Source organism: Microbacterium sp. AC035 (assembly GCF_979258485.1).
The window spans coordinates 2,586,371-2,609,474 of the sequence record NZ_OZ409858.1 but is presented as its reverse complement, the minus strand read 5'-3'; the positions used below and the strand labels follow the sequence as shown (position 1 = coordinate 2,609,474).

General features: G+C 69.9%; 21 protein-coding genes. 14 read left to right on the top strand and 7 right to left on the bottom strand.

What is annotated here, in order from left to right:
- Window positions 1–9 precede the first annotated feature (9 nt).
- Window positions 10–183, top strand: coding sequence for a CsbD family protein (locus tag ACZ0AA_RS12565; RefSeq protein WP_053098095.1), 174 nt, complete (start codon window positions 10–12; stop codon window positions 181–183).
- Between the two features lie 150 nt (window positions 184–333).
- Window positions 334–2,691, top strand: coding sequence for a beta-galactosidase (locus tag ACZ0AA_RS12560; RefSeq protein WP_463513107.1), 2,358 nt, complete (start codon window positions 334–336; stop codon window positions 2,689–2,691).
- Between the two features lie 9 nt (window positions 2,692–2,700).
- Here ACZ0AA_RS12560 and ACZ0AA_RS12555 read toward each other — a convergent pair whose 3' ends face one another.
- Window positions 2,701–3,603, bottom strand: a complete 903-nt coding sequence (locus ACZ0AA_RS12555; protein ID WP_463513106.1) for a helix-turn-helix domain-containing protein — start codon at window positions 3,601–3,603, stop codon at window positions 2,701–2,703.
- A 90-nt stretch (window positions 3,604–3,693) separates the two neighbouring features.
- On the opposite strand from ACZ0AA_RS12555, the gene ACZ0AA_RS12550 reads away from it, so the two are divergent.
- The 3 genes from ACZ0AA_RS12550 to ACZ0AA_RS12540 are packed head-to-tail and all read left to right on the top strand — an operon-like array spanning window position 3,694 to window position 8,790.
- A complete protein-coding gene (locus ACZ0AA_RS12550; RefSeq protein ID WP_463513105.1) occupies window positions 3,694–6,606 on the top strand; it encodes a DUF5107 domain-containing protein in 2,913 nt (970 codons plus the stop codon).
- 15 nt (window positions 6,607–6,621) lie between these two features.
- On the top strand, window positions 6,622–7,932 hold the full coding sequence (locus ACZ0AA_RS12545) for a cellulase-like family protein (protein WP_463513104.1): 1,311 nt from the start codon (window positions 6,622–6,624) through the stop codon (window positions 7,930–7,932).
- A gap of 54 nt (window positions 7,933–7,986) precedes the next feature.
- Entirely contained in the window at window positions 7,987–8,790 is an 804-nt protein-coding gene (locus ACZ0AA_RS12540; protein WP_463513103.1) for a hypothetical protein, read from the top strand.
- On the opposite strand, the gene ACZ0AA_RS12535 is transcribed toward ACZ0AA_RS12540, so the two are convergent.
- Window positions 8,787–9,518 (bottom strand): winged helix-turn-helix transcriptional regulator, encoded by a 732-nt coding sequence (locus tag ACZ0AA_RS12535; RefSeq protein WP_463513102.1) that lies wholly within the window; start codon window positions 9,516–9,518, stop codon window positions 8,787–8,789. The two genes, ACZ0AA_RS12540 and ACZ0AA_RS12535, sit on opposite strands and share 4 nt — an antisense overlap.
- Before the next feature lie 90 nt (window positions 9,519–9,608).
- On the opposite strand from ACZ0AA_RS12535, the gene ACZ0AA_RS12530 reads away from it, so the two are divergent.
- On the top strand, window positions 9,609–10,442 hold the full coding sequence (locus tag ACZ0AA_RS12530) for a class I SAM-dependent methyltransferase (RefSeq protein ID WP_463513101.1): 834 nt from the start codon (window positions 9,609–9,611) through the stop codon (window positions 10,440–10,442).
- 117 nt (window positions 10,443–10,559) lie between these two features.
- Here ACZ0AA_RS12530 and hxlA read toward each other — a convergent pair whose 3' ends face one another.
- Window positions 10,560–11,183 (bottom strand): 3-hexulose-6-phosphate synthase, encoded by a 624-nt coding sequence (hxlA, locus tag ACZ0AA_RS12525; RefSeq protein ID WP_463513100.1) that lies wholly within the window; start codon window positions 11,181–11,183, stop codon window positions 10,560–10,562.
- Between the two features lie 46 nt (window positions 11,184–11,229).
- The gene (gene hxlB / locus ACZ0AA_RS12520) at window positions 11,230–11,811 is read right to left on the bottom strand and encodes a 6-phospho-3-hexuloisomerase (protein WP_463513099.1); all 582 of its coding nucleotides are present in this window, start codon (window positions 11,809–11,811) and stop codon (window positions 11,230–11,232) included.
- Between the two features lie 94 nt (window positions 11,812–11,905).
- Here hxlB and ACZ0AA_RS12515 point away from each other — a divergent pair, with 94 nt between their 5' ends.
- From ACZ0AA_RS12515 to ACZ0AA_RS12480, 8 genes are all read left to right on the top strand, one after another.
- Window positions 11,906–12,733, top strand: coding sequence for a helix-turn-helix transcriptional regulator (locus tag ACZ0AA_RS12515; protein WP_400863872.1), 828 nt, complete (start codon window positions 11,906–11,908; stop codon window positions 12,731–12,733).
- A gap of 104 nt (window positions 12,734–12,837) precedes the next feature.
- Window positions 12,838–13,149, top strand: coding sequence for a DUF2277 domain-containing protein (locus ACZ0AA_RS12510; protein ID WP_400863874.1), 312 nt, complete (start codon window positions 12,838–12,840; stop codon window positions 13,147–13,149).
- 4 nt (window positions 13,150–13,153) lie between these two features.
- Window positions 13,154–13,885: an alpha/beta fold hydrolase gene (locus tag ACZ0AA_RS12505; protein ID WP_400863876.1), complete on the top strand. Its 732-nt coding sequence runs from the start codon at window positions 13,154–13,156 to the stop codon at window positions 13,883–13,885.
- Between the two features lie 107 nt (window positions 13,886–13,992).
- Window positions 13,993–14,928, top strand: a complete 936-nt coding sequence (locus ACZ0AA_RS12500; protein ID WP_400863879.1) for an ABC transporter substrate-binding protein — start codon at window positions 13,993–13,995, stop codon at window positions 14,926–14,928.
- Window positions 14,925–15,983, top strand: a complete 1,059-nt coding sequence (locus ACZ0AA_RS12495) for a FecCD family ABC transporter permease (RefSeq protein ID WP_400863881.1) — start codon at window positions 14,925–14,927, stop codon at window positions 15,981–15,983. Before ACZ0AA_RS12500 ends, ACZ0AA_RS12495 begins: the two co-directional genes overlap by 4 nt.
- The gene (locus ACZ0AA_RS12490) at window positions 15,980–17,044 is read left to right on the top strand and encodes a FecCD family ABC transporter permease (protein ID WP_463513098.1); all 1,065 of its coding nucleotides are present in this window, start codon (window positions 15,980–15,982) and stop codon (window positions 17,042–17,044) included. The genes ACZ0AA_RS12495 and ACZ0AA_RS12490 overlap by 4 nt, the downstream gene beginning before the upstream one ends.
- Entirely contained in the window at window positions 17,037–17,909 is an 873-nt protein-coding gene (locus ACZ0AA_RS12485; RefSeq protein WP_400863886.1) for an ABC transporter ATP-binding protein, read from the top strand. Before ACZ0AA_RS12490 ends, ACZ0AA_RS12485 begins: the two co-directional genes overlap by 8 nt.
- Window positions 17,906–18,769 (top strand): siderophore-interacting protein, encoded by an 864-nt coding sequence (locus ACZ0AA_RS12480; protein ID WP_463513097.1) that lies wholly within the window; start codon window positions 17,906–17,908, stop codon window positions 18,767–18,769. The genes ACZ0AA_RS12485 and ACZ0AA_RS12480 overlap by 4 nt, the downstream gene beginning before the upstream one ends.
- Before the next feature lie 18 nt (window positions 18,770–18,787).
- On the opposite strand, the gene ACZ0AA_RS12475 is transcribed toward ACZ0AA_RS12480, so the two are convergent.
- The 3 genes from ACZ0AA_RS12475 to ACZ0AA_RS12465 form a co-directional block, all read right to left on the bottom strand.
- On the bottom strand, window positions 18,788–19,711 hold the full coding sequence (locus tag ACZ0AA_RS12475) for a DUF1295 domain-containing protein (RefSeq protein WP_463513096.1): 924 nt from the start codon (window positions 19,709–19,711) through the stop codon (window positions 18,788–18,790).
- A 17-nt stretch (window positions 19,712–19,728) separates the two neighbouring features.
- Window positions 19,729–21,558: an AMP-dependent synthetase/ligase gene (locus tag ACZ0AA_RS12470; protein WP_463513095.1), complete on the bottom strand. Its 1,830-nt coding sequence runs from the start codon at window positions 21,556–21,558 to the stop codon at window positions 19,729–19,731.
- 85 nt (window positions 21,559–21,643) lie between these two features.
- Window positions 21,644–22,894, bottom strand: coding sequence for a S8 family peptidase (locus tag ACZ0AA_RS12465; RefSeq protein ID WP_463513094.1), 1,251 nt, complete (start codon window positions 22,892–22,894; stop codon window positions 21,644–21,646).
- Window positions 22,895–23,104 lie beyond the last annotated feature (210 nt).

Sequence of the window (23,104 nt, the reverse complement as noted above, 5' to 3'; positions counted from 1 at the left end):
GAGCTCCTCATGGGACTCGATGACAAGATCAAGAATGCCGCTCAGGACATCGCCGGCAAGGCGAAGGAAGCGATCGGCAACGCGACCGACAACGACAAGCTCGCTGCCGAAGGCAAGGCCGACCAGGTCAAGGCCGACGCCAAGAAGGCCGGCGAGAACGTCAAGGACGCGTTCAAGAAGTAAGACCCCCGACGGGCGGGTGGAGCGGTGTCACGCTCCACCCGCCCGTCGCTGTGCGCGCAGACGGATACGTGTCGGCATCCGTCGTTCTCTCCAGCCATTCCGTCGCTTCGCCCCTGTCGCTCGCTCCGCGTGCATGCGTACGGTCGAGTGATGACTTCCGCGACGACGACTTCTGCCGAGGCGCGATACCGCGTCGATCTTCCGCGACCGACCGCACCGGTGCCCGCGGCCCTCGACCTCGGCGACGGTGCCGACGTCTCTCGCCGCATCGAGGTGACCGACCGGTATCTGAGCCGAGACGGCAGGCCGTGGATCCCGGTGATGGGGGAGTACCACTTCGTGCGCGATCGTCGCGAGGTGTGGGAGCGCGAGCTGCGCAAGATGCGGGCGGGCGGCATCGACGTGCTCGCGACGTATGTCTTCTGGCTGGCGCACGAAGAGGTCGAGGGCGAGTTCCGCTGGGACGGTGATCGCGACCTGCGGGCATTCGTGCAGATCGCCGATCGGGTCGGTCTCGATGTCGTGCTGCGGATCGGCCCCTGGGCGCACGGCGAGACGCGCAACGGCGGGTTCCCCGACTGGCTGCAGGCTCGCGATATCGCGCATCGCACCGACGATCCCGCCTATCTCGAGGTGGCGAGCCGTTGGTACGCCGCGATCGCCGGCCAGGTGGCCGATCTCGTGCACCGTGCCGACGATCCGGGCGCACCGATCATCGGCATCCAGATCGAGAACGAACTGTACGACCAACCGCAGCACCTGTCGACGCTGCGCACGATCGCCGAGTCGGTCGGCCTCGGCGCCAGCCTCTTCACAGCCACGGGGTGGGGTGGCGCTCACCTGCCGCCGGGTCGCTTCCTGCCCGTCTATGCGGGGTACGCCGACGGGTTCTGGGAGGAGTCCGACACAGGGTGGCCGGAGTTCGGGCGACAGCACTTCACGTTCAGCGACGTGCGGGACGACCTCTCGGTCGGTGCCGACCTGCGCACCACGCCCGTCGACGTCGATGCGGCCGGCGACCGCGGCACGAGCGACCCCTGGCCGTATGCGACCTGCGAACTGGGCAGCGGTATGGCGACCGCCTATCACCGTCGCCCGCTCGTCGACGCGCAGGATGTCACCGCGCTCGCGCTGACCAAGCTCGGCAGCGGATCGGCCTGGCAGGGCTATTACATGTTCCACGGAGGACTCCACTTCGAGGGGGCGCTCTCGACGACGCAGGAGTCGCAGGCGACGGGGTACCCGAACGACGTCCCCGTGCGCGACTACGACTTCTTCGCGCCGATCGGCGCCGCGGGCACGCAGCGCCCGCACTTTCACCAGCTGCGACGCCAGCACCTGTTCATCTCGGCGTTCGGCGATCGGCTCGCGACCTGCCCGGCGCGCGTCGGCCCGTCGGATCCGGGCGGCCTGCGCTGGTCGGTGCGGGGCGACGGCGACTGCGGATTCCTGTTCGTGAACACCCATCAGCCGGCCCTGTCGCCGCTCGACGGGGTCGAGGCGGTGCGGTTCGAGGTCGACGGACCGGATGCCCCTGTGCGCATTCCGAGCGACCCGATCACCGTGCCCTCAGGGTCCTCCTTCTTCTGGCCGATCCGCCAGCCCCTCGGAGACCTGTCCGCCGTGAGCGCGACGGCGCAGCCGATCACCGAGATCCGCCTCGGCGACCACGAGGTGGTGGTCCTGGCGGCGAGCGACGGCATCGAGGTCGAGATCCAGGTCGACGACGTCGCACCGCCCGTCGTGCGGGGAGCGAGCACGACGGTGAACGATGACGGGCGACTCGTGATCCGCCCCGACTCGGCTCCCGGCGTCGACTGTCGGGTGCAGGTCGGCCGCACGACTTTCGTGATCCTCGACAGCGCCACCGCGGATGCCGTCTGGCGCGGACCCGTGAACGGCATCGACAGCGTGGTGATCTGGCCGCACGGCGGCTGGTTCGACGACACGGACTTCGTGGCCGAGAGGCAGGATGCCGATGCGGAGGCGCTCGTTCTGACCGAGCGCGCCGACCGATCCGGCGTCGAGTTCCGACGCGCGGTGGTCGAGGCGGCAGATGCTCATCACGATCTGGTGCCGCCGGTCTTCCCGGCAGTGCCCGTGTTCGCCCCGAGGGTCGGAGGGTCGGCGTCGCGCTTCGCCGCCCCGACGGAGGCCGACTTCGCCGAGGCCTCGGCGGTCGAGATGCTCATCCCGAGCGGGATCGGCGTCGACGCCGAGCAGGTGGTGCTGCGGCTCGACTGGGTCGGCGACGTCATCCGTCTGCACATCGGCGACCGGCTGATCGCCGATCAGTTCTGGTCGGGGCGGCCGCTCGAGGTCGACCTCACCGCCTATCGCGACCTGCTGGCCGAGCATCCGATCCGTTTCGAGGCATTCGCCTGGGATCCCGCGTCTCCCGTGCACGTCGACCCCCGCGTCCGACCGACGGCCGCCGATCCGGTGCTGCGGGTCGATGTGGCGGCCGTGCTCGTGCGCCGGTATGCGCGGGTGCGAACGACCCCGTGACGCGTGCGCTCAGCCCTTGTGCTGGGCGCGGTAGGTCGTGGGGCTCACCTCGTGCACTCGGCGGAACTGCCGCGAGAAGTACAGCGGATCGGCGTAGCCCACCGCCGCGGCGATCTCGGCGACCGACAGGCCGGTGGTGTCGAGCAGCGCCCGCGCCCTGCCCATCTTGAGCGAGGTGTGGAAGGCCACCGGCCCGCTGCCGGTCGTCTGACGGAACAGCGCGCTCAGGTGCGAGGGCGACAGTCCGACGAGGGCGGCGAGGTCTGCGACCTGGATGCTGCCGTCGATGCGCGTCTCGAGGTAGCGCATCGCCCGCTCGAGCGGTGAGCCCTCGGCGGGCAGCGTGCTGTCGACCGTGATGCGCGTGAGCAGATTCCAGGCGATGCCGGATGCCGCCAGCAGGTGCGCGGGCGAGATGCGACGCTCGAGCAGTGTGACGAGCTCGTCGAACAGCGCCACCACCCGATCGACCGCGCGCAGCCGCACCAGACGGGAGGCGCCCGGCGGAGTCGTCAGCTCCGCCGCATCCGTCCCTCGCACGTGCAGCCACCAGATCGTCCATGGGTCGCGGTCGGAGCTGCGGTACTCGTGCGGGGTGCCTGCGGGGATCGCGATGCTCGTGCCGGGGCTGAGCGCGTACTCGTCGCCACCGAACGTCACGACGCCCGCGCCGCCGACGCAGACCAGCACGATCGTCTCGGACGCCCCTCGCAGGCGCTGGCGCAGGTGGCCCTCGGCATGGGGGAACAGGCCCGCGTCGGTGACGGTGAGGCGCCGGGTGACGGGCGCGGCGAGCGCGTGCTCGACCTGGGGGCGCGGCACCACGCAGAGTCGCTGATCGGCGAATCCCTCCGCGCGCGCGGCGGTGTCCGGCGAGTGCGGGGCGATGCTGCGATACGTCGTTTCGTCCATGTCATCCCTCGTTCTCACCATACCCAGGGTGCTGCTGCGCTCCTAGCCTCGAAGAGCGGCCGACGTGGCCCGCCGAGTCCGAGGAGAATCATGACGATCGAGCTTCCCGAGGTGCCGCAGAGGCTGCGGCCGACCCTCGAGGCCGGTCGGCCCGTGGCCTGGCGTGAACCGCTCACGATCGCGACCTACGAGACCGGGGCGCCGAGCCCGTATCCGATGTTCCTCGATCGCCGGGTCTACCAGGGGTCGAGCGGAGCGGTGTATCCGATCCCCTTCATCGAGAGCGTCGACCATCAGCCGACTCCGCGCGAGTGGGACGCCGTTCACCTCGAGAACGAGTACGTGCGCCTCGTGGTGCTGCCCGAGCTCGGCGGGCGCATCCACGTCGGCTACGACAAGGTCACCGGCTACGACTTCTTCTACCGCAACAACGTCATCAAGCCGGCTCTCGTGGGGCTCGCGGGTCCGTGGATCAGCGGTGGCGTCGAGTTCAACTGGCCGCAGCACCACCGACCCGCCACCTACCTGCCCGTCGAGACGAGCATCGAGACCGACGACGACGGCACGGTCACCCTCTGGTGCCACGACCACGATCCGTTCGCCCGCATGTCGGCGCAGCACGGCGTGCGCCTGCGGCCGGGCAGCTCGGTGGTCGAGCTCGCGGTGCGGCTGCACAACCGCACGAAGGAGCGCCAGAGCTTCCTCTGGTGGGCGAACGTCGCGGCCCGAGTGCATGACGACTACCAGGCGTTCTTCCCCGAGGACGTGCGCCACGTGGCCGATCACGCCCGCCGCGCGCTCACCTCGTTCCCGGCGGCGGATCGTCCGTACTACGGCGTCGACTACCCGGCTCGCGCGGCGGAGACCCCCGGCGCCGATCGGATCGACTGGTACCGCAACATCCCCGTGCCGACGTCGTACATGATCGTCGACTCGCAGCAGGACTTCTTCGGCGGCTACGACCACGCGGCAGGGGCCGGGTTCGTGCACTGGGCCGAGCGCCGGGTGTCGCCGGGCAAGAAGATGTGGACCTGGGGCGATGCGGCCTTCGGTCATGCGTGGGACGCGCAGCTGACCGATGCCGACGGCCCCTACGTCGAGCTGATGGCGGGCGTCTACACCGACAACCAGCCGGACTTCTCGTGGCTGCTGCCGGGCGAGACGAAGACCTTCACGCAATACTGGTACCCGGTGCCCGCGATCGGAGTCGTGCACCAGGCGACACCGGATGCCGCGGTGCACATCGAGCGCGACGGCGACGACCTGGTCGTCTCGGTCGCGGCGACCGCCCGCCGTCCCGGTGCGAGGGTGATGGTCGAGTCCGCGGGCGAGACGGTCGAGACTCACGCCGTCGACCTGGATCCTGGTGTGCCGGCAGTCGTCCGCACGCGCGGCCACGGCCACGACGGGGACCTCGAGGTGCGGGTGCTCGACGCCGACGGGCGCGTGCTGGTGCGGTGGGCGCCGACGGTGGTCGAATCCGAGGAGCCCTGGGTCGCCGAGGAGCCGCCGTCGCCGGAGGCCACCGAGTCGGTCGAAGAGCTGTATCTCACCGGTCTGCACCTCAGCCAGTACCGGCATCCGACGCGGTCGCCGATGCCCTACTGGCGTGCTGCGCTCGAACGGGATCCGGGCGATGCCCGCACCAACCTGGCGGTGGCCGACCGGCTGTACCGACAGGGGCGCCAGGAAGACGCCCTCGCTCACGTCCGCGCGGCCGTCGCCCGCCTGACCCGACGCAACGCGAACCCGGTCGATGCCGAAGCCTTCTATCTGCTCGGTCTCGTGCAGTCCCGCCTCGGCCACGTGGTCGAGGCGCAGCAGGCGTTCGGAAAGGCAGGGTGGGATGGCGCGTGGGCCGCGGCCGCCGGGTTCGCACTCGCCCAGTCGCTCGCGCACCAGGGCCAGGATCGCGCCGCGATGCGCGTGCTCGACGAGCTCGACGAGGTCGCCGCGCACGATCCGCGGCGCATCGCGCTGCGGGTGATCCTGCTCCGCCGCTCCGGCCGCGATGCAGAGGCGCAGCAGGTGCTCGATCGTGCTCTCGTCGCCGACCCCCTCGCGGCCACGATCCGGTTCCTGGCCGGGCACGAGATCCACGACACCGGGATCCTGCTCGACGTGGCGCTGGAGGTGCGCGACGCCGGCGACGCGGCATCCGCTCTGCTGCTGCTCGCCCGGGTGCAGTCGGCCGCGGTGACGCCGAGCGGCAACCTCGGCCCGATCGCCCACTATCTCGCGGCGGCGATCCTCGACGCGGAGGGGCGGTCGGCCGAGGCCGCCGCGCACCGGCACCGGGCGCGCGACGCGGATCTCACCTGGGCCTTCCCGTCGGGACTCGACGCGCTCGACGCCCTCGACCGGGCGGTCGCCGCCGAACCAGACGACGCCACCGCCCGGATGCTGCGCGGAACACTGCTCTACGCGTCGGGCAGGCGCACCGAGGCTGCGGCCGAATGGGATGCGGCGATCGAACTCGGCCTGCATCACCCCGTGCTGCTGCGCGATGCGGCGCTCGCCGCCTACTCGGTCACGCACGATGACGACCGCGCCTGGGCTTTGTACGAGCAGGCGGTCGACGCAGCGCCCGGCGACGCCCGTCTGCGATACGAGCAGGACCAGCTGGCCGCGCGTCTGGGGCACGACGACGCCACGCGATACGAGCGCCTGCGACCGCTCGAGCCGCTCGTGCTGACGCGCGACGACTTCGCGATCGCCTATGTGCGGCTGCTGCTGACCGTCGGAGAGGCCACACGGGCCTACGCGATCCTCACCGGACGCGAGTTCCGGCCGTGGGAGGGCGGCGAAGGCGAGGCGCTCGCCGCGTGGGATGCGACCCTGGCGGCTCTCGGCCTGCCGATCGCCGATCCGCCGTCGAACCTCGGCGAGGCCCGCAGCCCGTACACGCCGCCCGTGGCACGCCATGAGTCGGGCGAGACGGACTACTTCGCGACGAGCCTTCCCGAGCTGCTGCTTTTCACCCGGGGGAACCATGAAGACTGACGAGGGAGCCCGGCGATGACCGAGCGTTACCTGGGCACCGGACATGAGTCGGATGCCGCCAGGCCGATGCCGCTCGGGGTGCCCGCGCATCTGCCTGCGCGGCTGTCGATCACGCTCTGGGACTTCTCCTGGTACACGAGGGCGGGGGAGGGCGAGCCCTATGCGGATCTCGACCTGGCCTGCGCAGACGCTGCGGATCTCGGCTACAACTGCATCCGCATCTGTGCCGCCCCGCTGCTGCTGTTCGGCCACCCCGAGCTGTCGGACCTCTCACGAGACCTCGAGATCGAGGGGCTCGGTGCAGCTCCCGACGGTGGCTACTACGGCCGGGGCACCCGCTGGTACGACGTGCCGGGCGGCTATCGGATCGATCTGCTCGATCGCCTGCGTCAGCTGTTGGAGGCGGCGAAGCGATACGGACTGGTCGTGATCTTCGCGAGCTGGGAGTACCAGCAGTCCCCGAGCTTCGCGCGGTCGTCCGCATGGTTCGAGGCGATCGACGCGGTGCCTCTCGCCGAGCGGTACGACCACCTTGCCGCCGCGTGGGACCGGCTCATCGACTGGGTGACGGATCTCGGGCTACGCTCGCAGATCGCACTCGTCGAGCTGCACAACGAGGTGGACTTCTCGATCCTCCCGGCGCTGAGCGGGTCGGGAGAGCGGGCACTCGCGGGGCTGCGGCAGCAGCATCCTGATCTGCTCATCACCGCGAGCTACGGCAAGCCGCCGCACCTGGCGATGCACCAGGTGTCGGATGCTCTCGGAGCGGCGCAGTTCCACGTCTACAGCTACGGCGTGCTCGACGCGCTGCAGCAGCTCATCGACATCCGGTCCGAGCAGTCGGAGGGGTTCCCGAATGCGATGCTGCGGTCGCTGCTCGTCGATGGTGCTCCCACCCCTGCCGAGTACGGGCGACCTGCCGAGTGGAAGCTGCGCGCCACGGTCGTCACCGACCAGATGATCTACGGCTACGACTGGGTGGATCCGGGGCTGTGGGATGCCTGGCTCGACGAGCACGCCGCCCCGTATCGGCTGATGATGCGTCGCGAGATCGAGTCACGGGTCGCGGCGGTCGCAGCGTGGGCGCACTGGCGACAGGTGCCCGCCGTGATCGGCGAGGGCTGGCTCGGCTACACGCCCCTGAACGCCTGGTACGAAGAGAGCGAGTACGGGCTCGAGTTCGCCGAATGCGGGGTGGATGCTGCGCTCCGCGCCGGGGTCTGGGGAGTCGTGCTGTGCTCGAACGCCGCTCCGCACCATCCGATGTGGACGCTCCGCGACTGGCAGCGGAGGCTGAACGCGAGGGTGCTCTCGAGCGGGACGTGACGCGCAGGTGCAGGTCTGAGGTCTGTGCCCCCTTGTCGTGAGACGATGCCGGGGATGGACGCCACAGCCGACGATGAACTGCGCGAGCTGCGCGCCCGCGCCTACGGGCCCCGTGCCGACATCGCGTCGGATCCCGCCGCGATGCGCCGACTGCAGGAGCTGGAATCGGCGCGCATGGCGGCACCCGTCAGGCGGGAACACGCCCGGTCGACTCCAGAGCCGAGCCCCGCACCCGCTGCCGAGGGCGACGCCGGTCGCTCCGACCGTGGTGAGGGGTGGGACGAGGATTCCCTCTGGGACGACGAGGGTGCTGCGTCCGAGACCTCCGGGCGATTCGGCTGGACCGTGCGGCGCCAGGCGCTGCTCTGGGCGGCATCGGTCGTGGTGACCGCGGTGATCGCGGCGGCGATCACCTACACGCTCGTGTCGATCCCCATGTTCTCGGCATCCGCGCAGGCGCCGCAGATCGCGACGCTCGAGTTGACACGCACCGGAGCCGTGCCACCCGGCTGGTTCGGAGCAGAGGAGGATGTCGCGGCGGTCGAGTTCTACGGCCTGACGCTCTTCGCGACCGCCGGGTGGGTCTCGGAGTCGGGTGACCGTTCGTCGGAGAGTCGCTGCCTCAACGCCACCCCGACGGAGGACGTGCCGCCGGAGTCGGATCCCGACGGATCGTCGTATACCAGCGGCCGGATCTACGGGACGTGCAGTGTGGGGTCGTTCCCGGCGGCCTTCGTGATGCCGATCGATGGCGAGAGCCCGGGCGAACTCGTCGACCGTTACCCTTCGGGCGCGGCGCTGCAGTTCGTGCTCGACGGCGATCGGGTCAGGGTGTTCCTCGACAGCGCCTCTGACTAGGCGACGGGAGATGCGGCGCGCCCGCCGCCGCCCGCCGAAGTCAGCACTGGCGCACCCGCCCTCGGCACCGCCGCATACCCCGGCCGCGTGAACCACGAGGGCAGCGCTCGCCGCAGGTGACTCGGGCCCGTGGCCGTGGCCTCTTCAGCGAGAAGCAGCGTCGTCCATTCGATGTCGCCGCGCCAGAACCGGGTCAGGGCTCGCAGGGTGCACCGCACCTCGACCGACACGTCGTAGCCGGGGTCGGCATCGCAGACGTCGGCGTCGCCGTCGTGGATCACGAGCCACCACCGTCGCTGCGCCGGGCTCGCATCGGTGAAGTGCAGTGCGATCACCGTGCGCGCATCCGGAACGGTCTCGTGGTCGATGTGGCGATGCATGTCCCAGAGCAGCAGCTTGGGGTCGAGATCGGCGTCGCCGAGCTCGCCGATCCATCGCACGCCCCATGCCGAGAGCTGCTCGACGACCGGCCGCAGCTCGGCACCCGCCGGGGTGAGCACGTAGCGGACGTCGGCACCCTGGGCGATCCGCTCGATCAGCCCGGCGCGCTGCAGCTGGTCGAGCCGATGCGACAGCAGAGTGGGCGACATGCGGGGGAGGCCGCGGCGCAGGTCGTTGAAGTGCTCGGTGCCGAGCAGCAGCTCGCGCAGCAGGAGCATCGTCCATCGCTCATCCAGCAGCTCCATCGCCTTGGCGACGGGGCAGAACTGGTAATACGGGGCGCCCACGAGGCTCACGATAGACCCGGTACAGATCCGATACTAGAGCGGTCTGCGGGGGCTTCGTAGCGTGAGGAGCACAAGGCAGAGGAGCCCACCATGAACACCACCACCACCGATCTTCAGGCCGAGGCCGATCGCGCGCTGAAGGCGAAGCACAGAGTCGTCTGGGCGCTCGGCGACTACGCCGCCGTCGCACGTGAGGTGATCCCCGAACTCGGTCGCGTGCTCGTCGCAGAGAGCGGCGTCGGGCCGGGCGACCGGGTGCTCGACGTCGCCGCCGGCACCGGCAACGCGTCGATCGAGGCTGCTCGTGCCGGAGCATCCGTCGTCGCCAGCGACCTCACCCCCGAGCTGCTCGAGATCGGCAGGAAGGATGCCGCGCGTCAGGGCGTCGAGCTCGCATTCGAGGAGGCGGATGCCGAGGCGCTGCCCTACGCCGACGACTCGTTCGACGCGGTGCTCTCGTGCGTCGGCGTGATGTTCGCGCCGCACCACGAGGTCGCGGCCGGCGAACTGACTCGCGTCGCGCGCCCTGGCGGCCGGCTGGCATTGATCAACTGGACGCCGGAGGGGTTCGTCGGTCAACTGTTCGCCACACTGAAGCAGTTCGTCCCCGCCCCTCCCGCGGGAGTGCAGCCGCCGCCGCTGTGGGGTGACGAGCAGCACGTGCGCGACCTTCTCGGCGATCGCGTGACCGACCTGTCGATGGAGCGTCGCAGGTTGGCCGTCGACCGATTCGCGTCTGGAGCAGAGTTCCGCGATTTCTTCCGCGACTTCTACGGGCCGACGGCTGCCGCCTATCGTGCGGTGGGCGACGACGAGCGGCGGCGCGGGGAACTGGATGCTGCGCTGGTCGCGCTCGGCGAGAAGCACCTCGATGGCGGCACGATGCCGTGGGAGTACCTGCTGGTGACGGCGAGGGTCGTCTAGAGCGGCGCCGCCGCCGTGTGTTCGTCCTCGCTCGAAGCGACGGCCGGAGACGTCGTGGCGCGTCCACGCGCAGAGGGGCCGACCGGAATCACCGGTCGGCCCCTCGCTCTGCGGTCGTCAGCTGATCGCGGCACGCAGCGCGGCTGCGGCGTCACCGACGTTGTCGGCGCTGTAGATCGCGCTGCCGGCGACGGCGACCTGCGCGCCGGACGCCTGCACGGCGGCGATGCTCGCGGCATTCACTCCACCGGCCACCGAGAAGGCGACGCCGGATGCCGTGCCGTCGGTGAGCAGGCTGTCGAGCGAGTAGCCGTCCTGCGCCTGCTCGTCGAGACCCGCGTGCATCTCGACGAACTCTGCGCCGAGGCCGATGACCTGCTGCGCGCGGGCAGGCTTGTCGGCCACGCCGATCAGGTCGACGACGATGCCCTTGCCGTGCTTCTTCGCGGCCTTCACCGCGCCGGTGATCGTGCTGTCGTCGGCCACACCGAGCACCGTCACGAGATCCGCACCCGCGCCGAAGGCGATGTCGGCCTCGAGCTCACCGGCATCCATGGTCTTGAGGTCGGCGAAGATCACCTTGTCGGGGTGGGCGTTCTTGAGGGCGGTGATCGCCGAGAGGCCCTCGCTCTTGATCAGCGGGGTGCCGAGCTCGAGGATGTCGACGTGCGCGGCCGCGGCGGCGGCGAGTTCGAGGGCCTTCTCGGTGCTGAGCGTGTCGATGGCGAACTGCAGTTTCATGAGTGTTCCGTTCGTTCTGCGGGGTGGATGGTGGGGCGGCGGCCGCTCATTCGAGGTTCGCGTGGCGCGGCCAGAGGTCGTCGGCGCTGGTGCCCTGGCGCTGCCAGAGCGCGTGGAAGAGTCCGTCGCCGATGACGACGACGGCTTGCTCGAACAGGCTCGCGGCGTACTGGTGCGAGGCATCGGCCGTGCGGTCCAGCTTCTGAGCGGCAGGCACTCGCACGACGACGTCGGCGAGCTCCGACAGGGGCGAGGTCTCTGCGGTCGTGAGCGCGCCGATGCGCGCCCCGACCGACGAGGCGCGCTGCGCGGCTCGCACGATCGATTCGGTGGTTCCCGACCCGCTCGCCGTCAGCAGCAGGTCGTCGGCCTCGATAGCCGGAGTGGTGGTGTCGCCGACCACGTGCACGTCGAGCCCGAGGTGCATGAGGCGCATCGCCGTCATGCGCAAGGCGAGCCCTGAGCGTCCGGCGCCGAGCACGAAGACGCGCCGCGCATCGGCGACGAGGTCTGCCAGATCGATGAGCTGATGCGCGTTCGCGACGCTGGTGCGCTCTGCGACGCGGAGCAACTCGTTCGCGATGAGGGAGATGGCGGCGCCGGGCGACATGGTGGCGGTGAGGGGCATGAGTCCACTCTCGCGAGCGCTCGCCCCTCGGGCGCTCCTGCCTCGGGACCGTTCCACCTACCCGAAGGAAGGGGGCCGGATAGAGTAGGTGTTCATGAGCATCGAAGAGCAAGTGGGCCCGGCGGCCTCACGCCGACTGGCCGCAGACCATGCGCTCGCTCTCGCCGAGCAGCGGGACCGCTACGCCCTCACCCTCGAATCGCTGCTCGCGACGCTGCGCTCGCAAAGGCTCGACGACCGGGCGGCTCGCACGATCGCGGTCGATGTCGCGGCCGGCGCGCTGGTCGGACTCCGGACGCTCAACGACGAGCAGGGAGCAGGACTCGAGCCGGTGACGGGCGCCTTCGAGCGTCTGCGCGGCGACCTGCGCCCGCTGGTGCGCTACAGCGAGCTCGACGTGCAGTTCGTCGAGCCGCCGGCCAACGGACGGGCACTCCCCGGGGTGATCGCACACTCGGCGCGGTCGATCGTCCGAAGCACCGTGCTGGCGATCGTCGACCGCGGAGAGACGAGACGAGTGCGCATCCAATGGGACTGCGACGGACTGAACCTGCTGATCGCGATCCGCGATGACGGCCGGGGAGACCTGACGACGCACGACGACGCACTTCGCCCGATCGCCGAGCAGGTCTCTGCACTTTCTGGCGACCTGTCGGTGGCCTCGACGCCCGGATGGGGGTCGGAGGTCGGCATCCGCCTGCCTCTCGATCCGCCCGCCGAACCCGGCGAACTGCCGGATGCGATCGACGCGAGCCCCCGCGAGCGCGACGTTCTTCGCCTGGTGGCCGCGGGGCGTCGCAACCGCGAGATCGCCGAGACGCTGAATGTGAGCGAGAACACGGTTAAGTTCCACGTGTCGAACCTGCTGCGCAAGTCCGGCGTCGCGTCGCGCGTCGAACTGGCCGCCATCGCCCGCGGCTGACCACCCGGACGAGTAGGGGCGGAGCTGGTCGAAAGGATGGGGCGGAGGTCGTCGTGCCGCGACAGCCTCTTGACTCCGGCGCTCAGCGATCTAGCCTGACAGGCATGTGCCGCAACATCATTCCCCTGAACAATCTCGAGCCGCCGGCGACCGACGTCGAGTGCCACGAGGCCGCCGTGCAGTTCGTGCGCAAGATCTCGGGCGCCAACGCGCCGTCGCGGGCGAACCAGGAAGTGTTCGACCGAGCTGTCGCCGAGATCGAGCGCTCGGTGCGGCAACTGCTCGACGGTCTCGTGACGACGGCACCCCCGAAGAACCGCGACGAACAGCGGGAGAAGCGACAGGCGCGGTCGGCCGAGAGGTACGAGGCGATCCGCGTCTTCCAGCAGGCCAAACGCGCTGCTCGGGCAGAATGACGGAATGCACCTTCACACCACGACGGCCGGCACGGGCGAACGCCACGTCGGACTCATCCACGGTCTCGGCGCTGACGGCACGGCCTGGCAGCCGCTGATCGAACGGATGCTGTCCACGGGGCGGTACACGGTCACGACGGTCGACCTCCGCGGGCACGGGCGCAGTGACCGGGCACCCTCGTACGGGCTCGCCGAGATCGCCGACGACGTCGTGGAGTCTCTTCCGCAGGGCCTGCACAGTGTGATGGGGCACTCACTCGGAGGTGCGGTCCTCGTCCGTGCCGTCGAGCGTCTGCGCCCCCAGCGCGCGATCTACCTCGACCCCGGTTTCGGGCTCGCACTGCCCACCACCGGCTTCGCCGGCCGCGCCTTCTGGGCGATCCCCGCCCTCACCCTCGGGGTCGTCGGGCTGCGTCAGTCGCGCCGCAGTGCCGCCCAGCGTGCGGCGTATCCCGAGAGCATCCGCTCCTCGATGAAGAAGAGTCAGCAGCTGTTCGACTCGAAGATGGCGATCGGGGTGTTCCGCGAGGTGGCCTTCCATCCCGTCACGATCGCGCCGCCCGCTGTGCCGTCGACGATCGTGCTCTCCGACGAGTCTCCCGCTGTGCTGCCGGACGCGATGGCCGAGGCGCTCGAGCGGGAGGGGTGGGAGATCCGCCGGATCGCCGGCATTCATCACGACATGCAACTGGAAGACCCTGAGCGCACGTTCGAGGTCATCGCCGACGTGCTCTGAGCGACTCACCCCGCACGGCACCGGCGCCGGGGTTCCTGTTAGGGTTGCCTAACCAACACCGATCGTCTCGGTGTCGTCCCCCTCCCGGTCCCGAAAGGTCATTCACCATGCCCTCCCGCCTCCGTCGCCGCGCCTCCGCAGCCCTCGCCGCCTCGACTTGCGCACTGCTCCTGCTCGCCGGCTGCGCCGCCGACCCCACCGCCGCCACCGACGAACCCGCCGAATCCTCCGACACGCACGAGGTCGAGCACGCCCGCGGCACGACGGCCGTCCCTGATGACCCGCAGCGCGTGGTGACGCTGGAGCCGCTCGAGCTCGACACTGCGGTCGCCGTCGGCATCGAACCGGTGGGCAGCGCGGTCGCCAGCAACGTCACGGGGGCACCGGCCTACCTCGGTGCGGACGGCGTCGAGCCCGTCGGCACCGTGCCGGAGCCCGATCTCGAGGCGATCGCGGCCCTCAAGCCCGACCTGATCCTCGGCACCGAGGCGCGGCACTCCGAGCTCTACGAGCAGCTCGCGGCGATCGCACCCACCGTGTTCATCGAGACTCAGGCTGACCCGTGGCGGGACAACGCGCTGCTCATCGGCGAGGCGCTGGGCCGTGAGAGCGAGGTCGCCGACCTGTTGGAGGCTGTCGACGAGCGCTGCGAGGCTCTGGCAGACGAATACGACGTCGACGGTCAGACCGCGCAGCTGATCCGTCCGCGGGACGAGACGACGCTCAGCCTCTACGGGCCGGTCTCGTTCTCGGGCAGCCTGCTCGAGTGCGCCGGGTTCACGATCCCCGAGCAGGACTGGGCCGACGGGCTGCAGGCCGACCTCTCGCCGGAGAACATCCTTTCGGCACAGGCTGATCACGTGTTCGTCACCGTGACCGACCTCGATGACGCCTCCGAGATCCCCGCAGCGATCACCCAGAACGCTGACGCCTTCCCGTCGGTGACCCCGGTCGACACGAGCTACTGGGTGTCGGGTGTCGGGCCCAAGGGCGCGCAGGCCGTGCTCGACGACATCGAGACGTACCTCGAAGCGAGCCGTTGACCGCTCTCTCCCTGACCGAGACGTCGGCGCCGCTCACGCGGCGTCGACGTTCTCCGCACCGCGGCCTGCGCGCGGTCGGAGGAACGATCGGCCTCCTGGTCGCCCTCACGCTGGCCGTCCTGCTCTCTCTCACGGTCGGCGCGAACCCGCTCTCCCCGCAGGCGGTGTGGGCGACGCTGCAGGGCGGCGGAACCCCCGAGACCGACTACATCGTGTTCGATCTGCGCATCCCCCGCACCGTCACGGGCCTTGTGGCCGGCGTCGCGCTGGGGGTGGCTGGTGCATTGATCCAGGCCTTCACCCGCAATCCGCTCGCCGATCCCGGCATTCTCGGCGTCAACGCCGGTGCCGCGCTCGCCGTCGCGCTGGGCGTCACCTTTCTCGGTCTGCGCGATGTGTCGCAGTTCGTGTGGCTCGCATTCCTCGGCGCGCTCGTGGTCACGGTGGCCGTCTACCTGATCGGATCCTCGGGACGCGGCCCCGCCGACCCGCTGCGGCTCACGCTCGCCGGCGTCGCGCTCGGGGCCGTGCTCTCGGGCATCACCACCGGGCTGTCGCTGAGCGACCCCGAGGCCTTCGACTCCATGCGCAGTTGGAATGCCGGGTCGCTTCTCGGCCGCGGCTTCGACGTCATCCTGCCGGTGCTCCCGTTCGTGGTCGCGGGGCTGGTGCTCGCGCTGCTGCTCGCCCCGGGACTGAATGCCATCGGCCTCGGTGAAGATGTCGCCCGCGCGCAGGGCGCCAACGTCGTGGGCATCCGCGTCGGTGTCATCGCCGCCGTCACCCTGCTGGCCGGTGCCGCCACCGCCCTGGCCGGTCCGATCTCTTTCATCGGCCTGATGGTGCCCCACGTGATCCGCTGGACCTTCGGCGTGGATCAGCGCGTCATCTTGCCGCTCTCCGCCGTGCTGGCGCCGGTCATCCTCCTTCTTGCCGACGTTCTGGGTCGCATCATCATCGCCCCGGCCGAGGTGCCGGTCGGCATCGTGGCGGCGTTCGTCGGGGCTCCTGTGCTGATCGTGCTGGCACGCCGCCGCACGGCGAGTGCGCTGTGAGCGAGTCGCGAGCGACCGCGCTCACCGACGTCGGGTACCGCCGGTGGATCCTTCGCGCGGGTCCCCTGCGGATGCCGGTGCGTCAGCGCAGTGTCGTCGCGGGCGTGGTCGCCGTCGGCGTCCTCTGCGTGCTGGCCGTGCTCGCTCTGGCACTCGGTGCCTATCCGCTGACGCCGCAGCAGGTGATGCAGACCCTGCTCGGGGGCGGAGACGCCATGGACCGCACGGTCGTGATCGAGTGGCGACTCCCGAGGGCGCTCGCCGCGGTCACGGTCGGCGCTCTTCTGGGCATCGCGGGCGCGCTGTTCCAGACCGTGACGCGCAACCCGCTCGCGAGCCCCGACATCCTCGGACTTTCCAACGGCGCATTCACCGGGATGCTGCTCGCACTGGTGCTCGTGTCAGGCAGTTGGCCGGTGCTGACCGTCGGATCACTCCTCGGCGGATTCGTCACGGCCGCGGTGATCTGGCTGCTATCCGCCCGCGGCGGGGTGCAGGGGTTCCGCCTGATCGTGGTCGGGATCGGAGTCTCGGCGATCCTCGCCTCTCTGAACACGTGGATGCTGCTGCAGATCGAGCTCGAGACGGCGATGTTCGCCTCGGCCTGGGGAACCGGATCATTGAACGGCGTCACCGCCGGGCCGCTCGCGGGGGCTCTCGCGAGCGCTCTGCCGTTCGTCGTCGCCGCGGTCATGCTCGTGCCGCGGCTGCGCCAGCTCGGTCTCGGCGACGACATGGCGGCATCGACCGGTGTACGACCGGGAGCGATCCGCGCCGGGGCGCTGCTCATCGGTGTCGCGCTCGTCGCCGCGGCGACCACGGTCGCTGGACCCGTCGCGTTCGTGGCCCTCGCCGCGCCCCAGATCGCGCGCCTCGTCGCCCGCACCCCGCACTTGTCGCTCGTGCTCTCGGGCCTCTTCGGCGGGGTGCTGCTGCTCGGCGCCGACCTCATCGCGCAGCACGTGCTGCCCACATCACTGCCCGTCGGCGTCGTCACCGTGTCCGTCGGCGGCGCCTACCTCGTTCTCATGATCATCCTGGAGATCCGCCGCCGTGCCTGAAATCCCGTCCTCGCCCGAACGTCTCCCGTCCACCGAGACCGCCGCGTCGCGATTGTCGGCCGAGGCGATCAGCCTGTCGTACGACCGCACCGAGATCGTGCGCGAGCTGTCTGTCGCGGTGCCAGACGGCGGTTTCACCGTCATCATCGGCCCGAACGCGTGCGGCAAGTCGACGCTTCTTCGAGGTCTGTCGCGACTGCTCGCTCCGTCGGGCGGACGTGTCGTGCTCGACGGGCAGACGATCGGCTCGTACCCGGCGAAGGAGGTCGCCCGCAGGCTCGGGCTGCTGCCGCAGAGCGCGACGGCTCCCGATGGGATCACGGTCGCCGATCTGGTCGCGCGGGGGCGCTATCCGCATCAGAACCTGATGCGGCAGTGGTCGGATGCCGATGAGCGGGCCGTTCAGCATGCGCTGGAGGCTACCGGGACCGCCGACCTGGCGGCGCGTCCGGTCGACGCGCTCTCGGGTGGCCAGCGCCAACGCGTGTGGGTGGCGATGGTGCTCGCGCAGGAGACCGATCTGCTGCTGCTCGACGAGCCGACCACTTTCCTCGATGTCGCGCATCAGGTGGAGCTCATGGAACTGTTCGCGCACCTCAACGCGCAGGGCCGCACGCTCGTGGCGGTGCTGCACGACCTCAATCACGCGGCGCGGTACGCGACGCACATCATCGCCATGCGCGATGGACGCATCGTCGCCGAGGGGCCGCCGCACGAGGTGATCACGAGCGAGCGCGTGCATGAGGTCTTCGGTCTTGAGAACGTCGTCATCGCAGATCCGGTCACGGGCGGGCCTCTCGTGGTGCCGCTGCGCGGATCCGCACCCTCGGTCGGCCGCTCCGCCCACGGGGGAGTGCGATCGTGAGCGGGTCCGTGGATGCCGAGCGGCCGTGGGCGTACAGCGCGTTCCCCGTCGAGGTGCGCAGGCGCGCGATGCTCAGCCCGCGGTTCGTCCGGCTGACGCTCGCCGGAGAGAGCCTGCGGAACTTCGCCGCCTGGGGCACGGACCAGCGGATCAAGGTCGTGCTGCCCCTGCCCGACGGCAGCATCGCGGACTTCGGGCTGCTCGACGAACCCACCCCGCATCCCTCCGACTGGTACACCCGCTGGCGTGCACTGCCGGAAGACGAGCGGAACGTGCTCCGTACCTACACGCCAGCGGCGATCAGGGCGGATGCCTGCGAGATCGACATCGACTTCTACCTGCATGAACCGGCAGGACCGGCCTCCGCGTGGGCGGCCGCGGCCGTGCCCGGTGATCATCTCGTGGTCAACGGGCCGGACGCCCGTATGGGGTGGACCGGGTACGGACTGCACTGGCAGCCGGGCGAAGCGCGGCACTTCCTGCTGGTCGCCGATGAGACGGCGTTCCCGGCCGTGAGCGGCATCCTCGCCTCGCTGTCGCCCGACTCGCATGCCGACGTCTTCCTCGAGTGCGACGACCCCGCCGATGACATCGTCTCGGCGGATGCTCCCGACAACGCGCGCATCCATGTCGTCCCTCGAGGGACCGGTGACGACGCAGGCGTCGAGCGCGCACTGCGGGAATGGGTCGACGCGCGGCAGGGCACGCTGCGCGATGATGCCGAGCTCTATGTGTGGCTGGCGGGCGAATCGGGCGTCACCACACGCATCCGACGCCACCTCACGGCTGAGGTGGGGATCGCGAAGGACCGCGTGTCCTTCCTCGGATACTGGAAGGTCGGAGGGCCGCTCGTCGGGTGAGACGGCGTCACTCAGCGCCTATGCCGCAGTCTCCCGAACGGCCGGCCGCGTGAGCCGCGGGATCAGCGCGGGCGTGTTCTCGCGGTACTCGATGTAGTCGGCGCGGTCGCCCCACTTCTTCTCGGCGCGAGCCTCGAGCAGCGGGATGCCGCTGACTCGGGTGAGCAGCAGGATCACGAACAGCGGCGAGAGGAGTGCGACCCACTGCCATCCGGCGAGCACGGGTGCGGCGGTCAGGAACACGCCCACCCAGATGACGATCTCGCCGAAGTAGTTGGGGTGACGCGACCTCGACCACAGTCCGGTGCGGATGAACTCGTCCTTGTTGCCCGGGTCGGCGCGGAACGCCGACTTCTGCGCGTCGGCGACGATCTCGATCGTCATGCCGAGCAGCCACACGACGATCCCCACGACGGTCAGCCAGCCGATGGGAGCTCGCGCGCCGGCATCCGTGCTGATCGCGATCCATGCCGCTGCTGCCGTGATCGACACCCACGCACCCTGGATCACCCACACCTGCAGGAAGCGCACGGGGGAGCCTTTGATCTCGTCGAAGCGACCGTCGGATCCGGCCCTGTGCACGCGCATCGCCAGGAACGACCCGAGACGCGCGGCCCACAGGATCACCATCGCCGCGAGGATCCAGCTGCGGGCGTCCGGCATGGGCGTCAGCAGCACGAGGGCCACGGAGATCGCCAGGAACGTGAGGCTGCCGGTGAGGTCGAAGAACCGCTCGGTGCGCAGGATCATCGCCGGGATGAAGGCGAGGATCTGGATCGCGTACGCCGCGGCGACGGCGAGGGCGAACAGCGGGATGCTGCCGAGCGTCGCGCCGCCCTGGCTGCCGGCGAGTGCGACGAGGGCTCCGATGACGAGCGCGACGATGATCGCGATGAGCGAGGCGCGCGAGGACTTGGGCTTCGTGGGGGTGGGGGAGGACATGGTGTTCTTTCCGGTTCTCAGAGGTACAGGTCTTCGACGGTGGCGCCGGCGCGGTCGAGCACCACGCTCCGCTTGAGTTTCATGGTGGGTGTGACCAGCCCGCGGTCCTCGAGGTCGGCGAAGACCACGCTGAAGCGACGCACCTGCTCGCTGCGTGCCACGAGCGCGTTCGCGGCGTCGACGGCACGCTGCAGGTGGGCGCGAAGCGCGGGGTCGGTGACCTCGCGGATGTCGGGCTGCGGGGGCATGGGGATGTCGACGCCTTCGGCATCCGCCCACGCCTTCGTCTGCTCGGGGTCGAGAACCAGAAGGGCCGAGAGGTACGGCTTGCTCTCGCCGACCATCACCGCATGCGAGACCAGTGGGTCTGCTTCGACAGACCGCTCCCAGCGCGTGGGCACGATCGTCTTGCCGTTCGAGGTGACGATCACATCTTTGAGTCGGCCTTCGAGGATCAGTCGACCCTGGTCGTCGAGCCGCCCGAGGTCACCGGTGCGGAAGAAGCCGTCCACGAAGGCGTCCTCGTCGTGGGTCGGATTGCGATACCCCGCGAAGACGCCGACGCCGCGAGCGAGCACTTCGCCCGCGTCGCTGATGCGCACCGTGAGACCGGGGAGCGGCGAGCCGACGCTGCCGGAGGCGATGCGGCCGGGCAGGTTGCCGGTGAGCGGCGCGGTCGTCTCGGTGAGTCCGTAGCCCTCGATGACGGGCACGCCGATGCCGCGGAAGAAGAGCGAGAGGTCGCTGTCGAGCGCTGCTCCTCCGGAGAGGATGTATCCGACTCGTCCGCCCATCACGGCGCGGAGGCGTCGATAGAACAGCGCGTCGAAGAGGCGGTGGCGCAGGGCGAGTCCGCGGTTCCTCGTGGTTCGCCGGCCGGCGTCGACCTGTTCGGCGCGGCGGCCCCAGACGATGGCAGTCGAACGGGCTCGCGTCCATACTTTCGTGAGCCCCTTGTCGGCGGCTTTCGCGGCAGCGGCGGCCTGGATCTTCTCCAGCACCCGAGGCACCACCACCAGGAACGTCGGGCGCAGCGTATCGAGCGTGGCGACGACGGTCGACGGGTCGGAGAGGTGCGCGATGCGCATGCCGCTGGCCAGGCAGATCAGCTGCAGGCCGCGCGCCAGCACGTGGGCGAGGGGCAGGAAGATGACGGTGTTGCCGCCTTCGTTCACGATCTCGCGGTAGGCGGCGGCGATGTTGAGCACCTGACCGAGGAAGTTCCGGTGCGTGAGCACGACACCCTTGGGCTCGCCCGTGGTGCCAGAGGTGTAGACGATCGTCGCGGGGTCGTCCTGCGTGGCCGAGGTCCTGCGCGCCTCGAGCTCGTCGTCGGTGACCTCGATGCCGCGCGCGACCAGGTCGGTGAGAGTGCCGGATGCTGCGGCATCCATCGTCCAGGCCCCGAGAGTGATCCGTTCGGTCTGCGTGAGCGCCGCCTGCAGAAGCACCGCGTGCTCCGTGGTGCCGCCGATCGCCAGGCGCACGCCGGCATCGGCGACGATGGCGTTCACCTGCGACGGCGACGACGTCTCATAGATCGGCACGACCACGGCGCCGGCGAACCAGGACGCGAGGTCGGCGACGGCCCACTCGTAGCGCGTCGCCGCCATGATCGCGATCGGATCACCGGGGCGCACGCCCTGGGCGATGAAGCCCTTCGCCAGAGCGCGCACCTGGTTGAGGAACTCCCGAGTCGTGATCGGGCGCCACGGGCCTTGAGCATCCGCGCCTTTGACCTCGAAGGCGACGTGATCCGGCGCGACGGAGGCGCGCGCGGCCAGCAGGTCGGTGACGTTGCGATACCCGTCGAGGTCGGCAAGCGGCGGGGTCGATGACTCGATCATCGGAACTCCTCTCGGGCGCGCGAGAACGGGCCCATCTGCTCCTGTTCGGAGCCCGCGGGGAATCGGATGGGATGCGGACGGAGCGTCAGCTGTCGTCAGGCACCCGACGGCTGCGCTTCACGACGAACACGATGAGGATGATGACGCCGGCGAGGGCGGCGAGCGCGAGGAGCACCACGAGAGCGAGGCTCACCAGCACCATCGGCAGCTGCGACTGCGGTCGTTCGACCGGCTCCGGTGTGGGGGTCGGCGACGGCGGGTTGTACACCTCGTCGAACGTGGGGAACTGCTCGTCGGTGAACAGCGGGCTCTCGTCCGGGTACTGGGTCGGGTCTTCGGCGATGAATCGGGTGGCGTTGACGACGCCGTGTCCGAAGGTCGCGGACCATTCGAGCTCGTGTGGCGTCGAACCGGTGTTGCGGATGAGTGACTGCATCAGCTGCTCCGGGGTCGCATCCGGCCACTTCTGCATGCCGAGCGCGACGAGGCCAGCGACGAGAGGTGCGGCTGCGGAGTTGCCATTCCAGGCAGTCATGCCCCACGTGTCGTTGAACCCGATCCCGGCGACCTCGATGCCGGGTGCGACGACGTCGGTGTTCGGGTCAGTCATGTTCTCCTCTGACCATCGCTTCTTCGCCGGCGCCGCCGTCGCGTCCACGGATGCGACGTTGAGCACACCGTTGGTCGTGTTGAGCACGTGCACCGAGGTGCTGTCGTTGTTGGGGAGTGCCCCGATGACGACGACCCCTGCCTGCAGCGCCTTCGTGACGCTGTCGTATGTCGGCTGGGAGATCTCCTGGTGAAGGAACGAGTACCCGCCGGACATCGTGACGATGTCTGCACCGCGGGCAACGGCGTCGTCCAGCACGTCGCTGTAGAACGCCTCGCAGTCGCGCGCCTCGTTGGCTGCGCCCTGGAGCATCCCGTAGTACAGGATGTGGACGTCAGGTGCGATGCCCCGAGGCCCTTCACCGCTCTCAGAGGTGCCGTTGCCGACGATGAGAGAGGTCACCGCGGTGCCATGCTGCAACTGCGTGTACTGGGTGGGTGCGTAGTCGAGAGGGTCCGGGCATCCATCGAAGTCGGGAACCTCGATATCGGCACCCTGCAGCGTCAGCGCGTCGAGGTAGAGGCCCCCGTCGAGCACGGCGATGGTCACACCCTCGCCGGTGATGCCGGCGTCGTGGATCGGCGCGATCTTCATCGCATCCATGTACCAGTTCGGCCCGCCGGCAGAGAAGTCCTGCGCGGCTGCCGCGCTCGGTACCACTGCTGCAGTCGCCAAGGCAGCCAGTGCTGCTCCGGCCGCGATCCATCGTCGCGCGCGATTCGCCATGCTGTCCCCCCCCGGGTGGTGCTGAGACTCCAGCCTAGATGTCACCGGGTCAGCAGACATGGTCGACGAATCCCGGCCGCGTCGGGTCATGCGGACGAGCGCGATGACAGAGGGTGAAGACGAGGGTTAACGATGGCGGCTCCGCTGCTGAGCCCGGCGAAGGCGAGTGAGCCCATCTAGCGTGATCAGTGGTCGGTTCGGGCCCCCGGC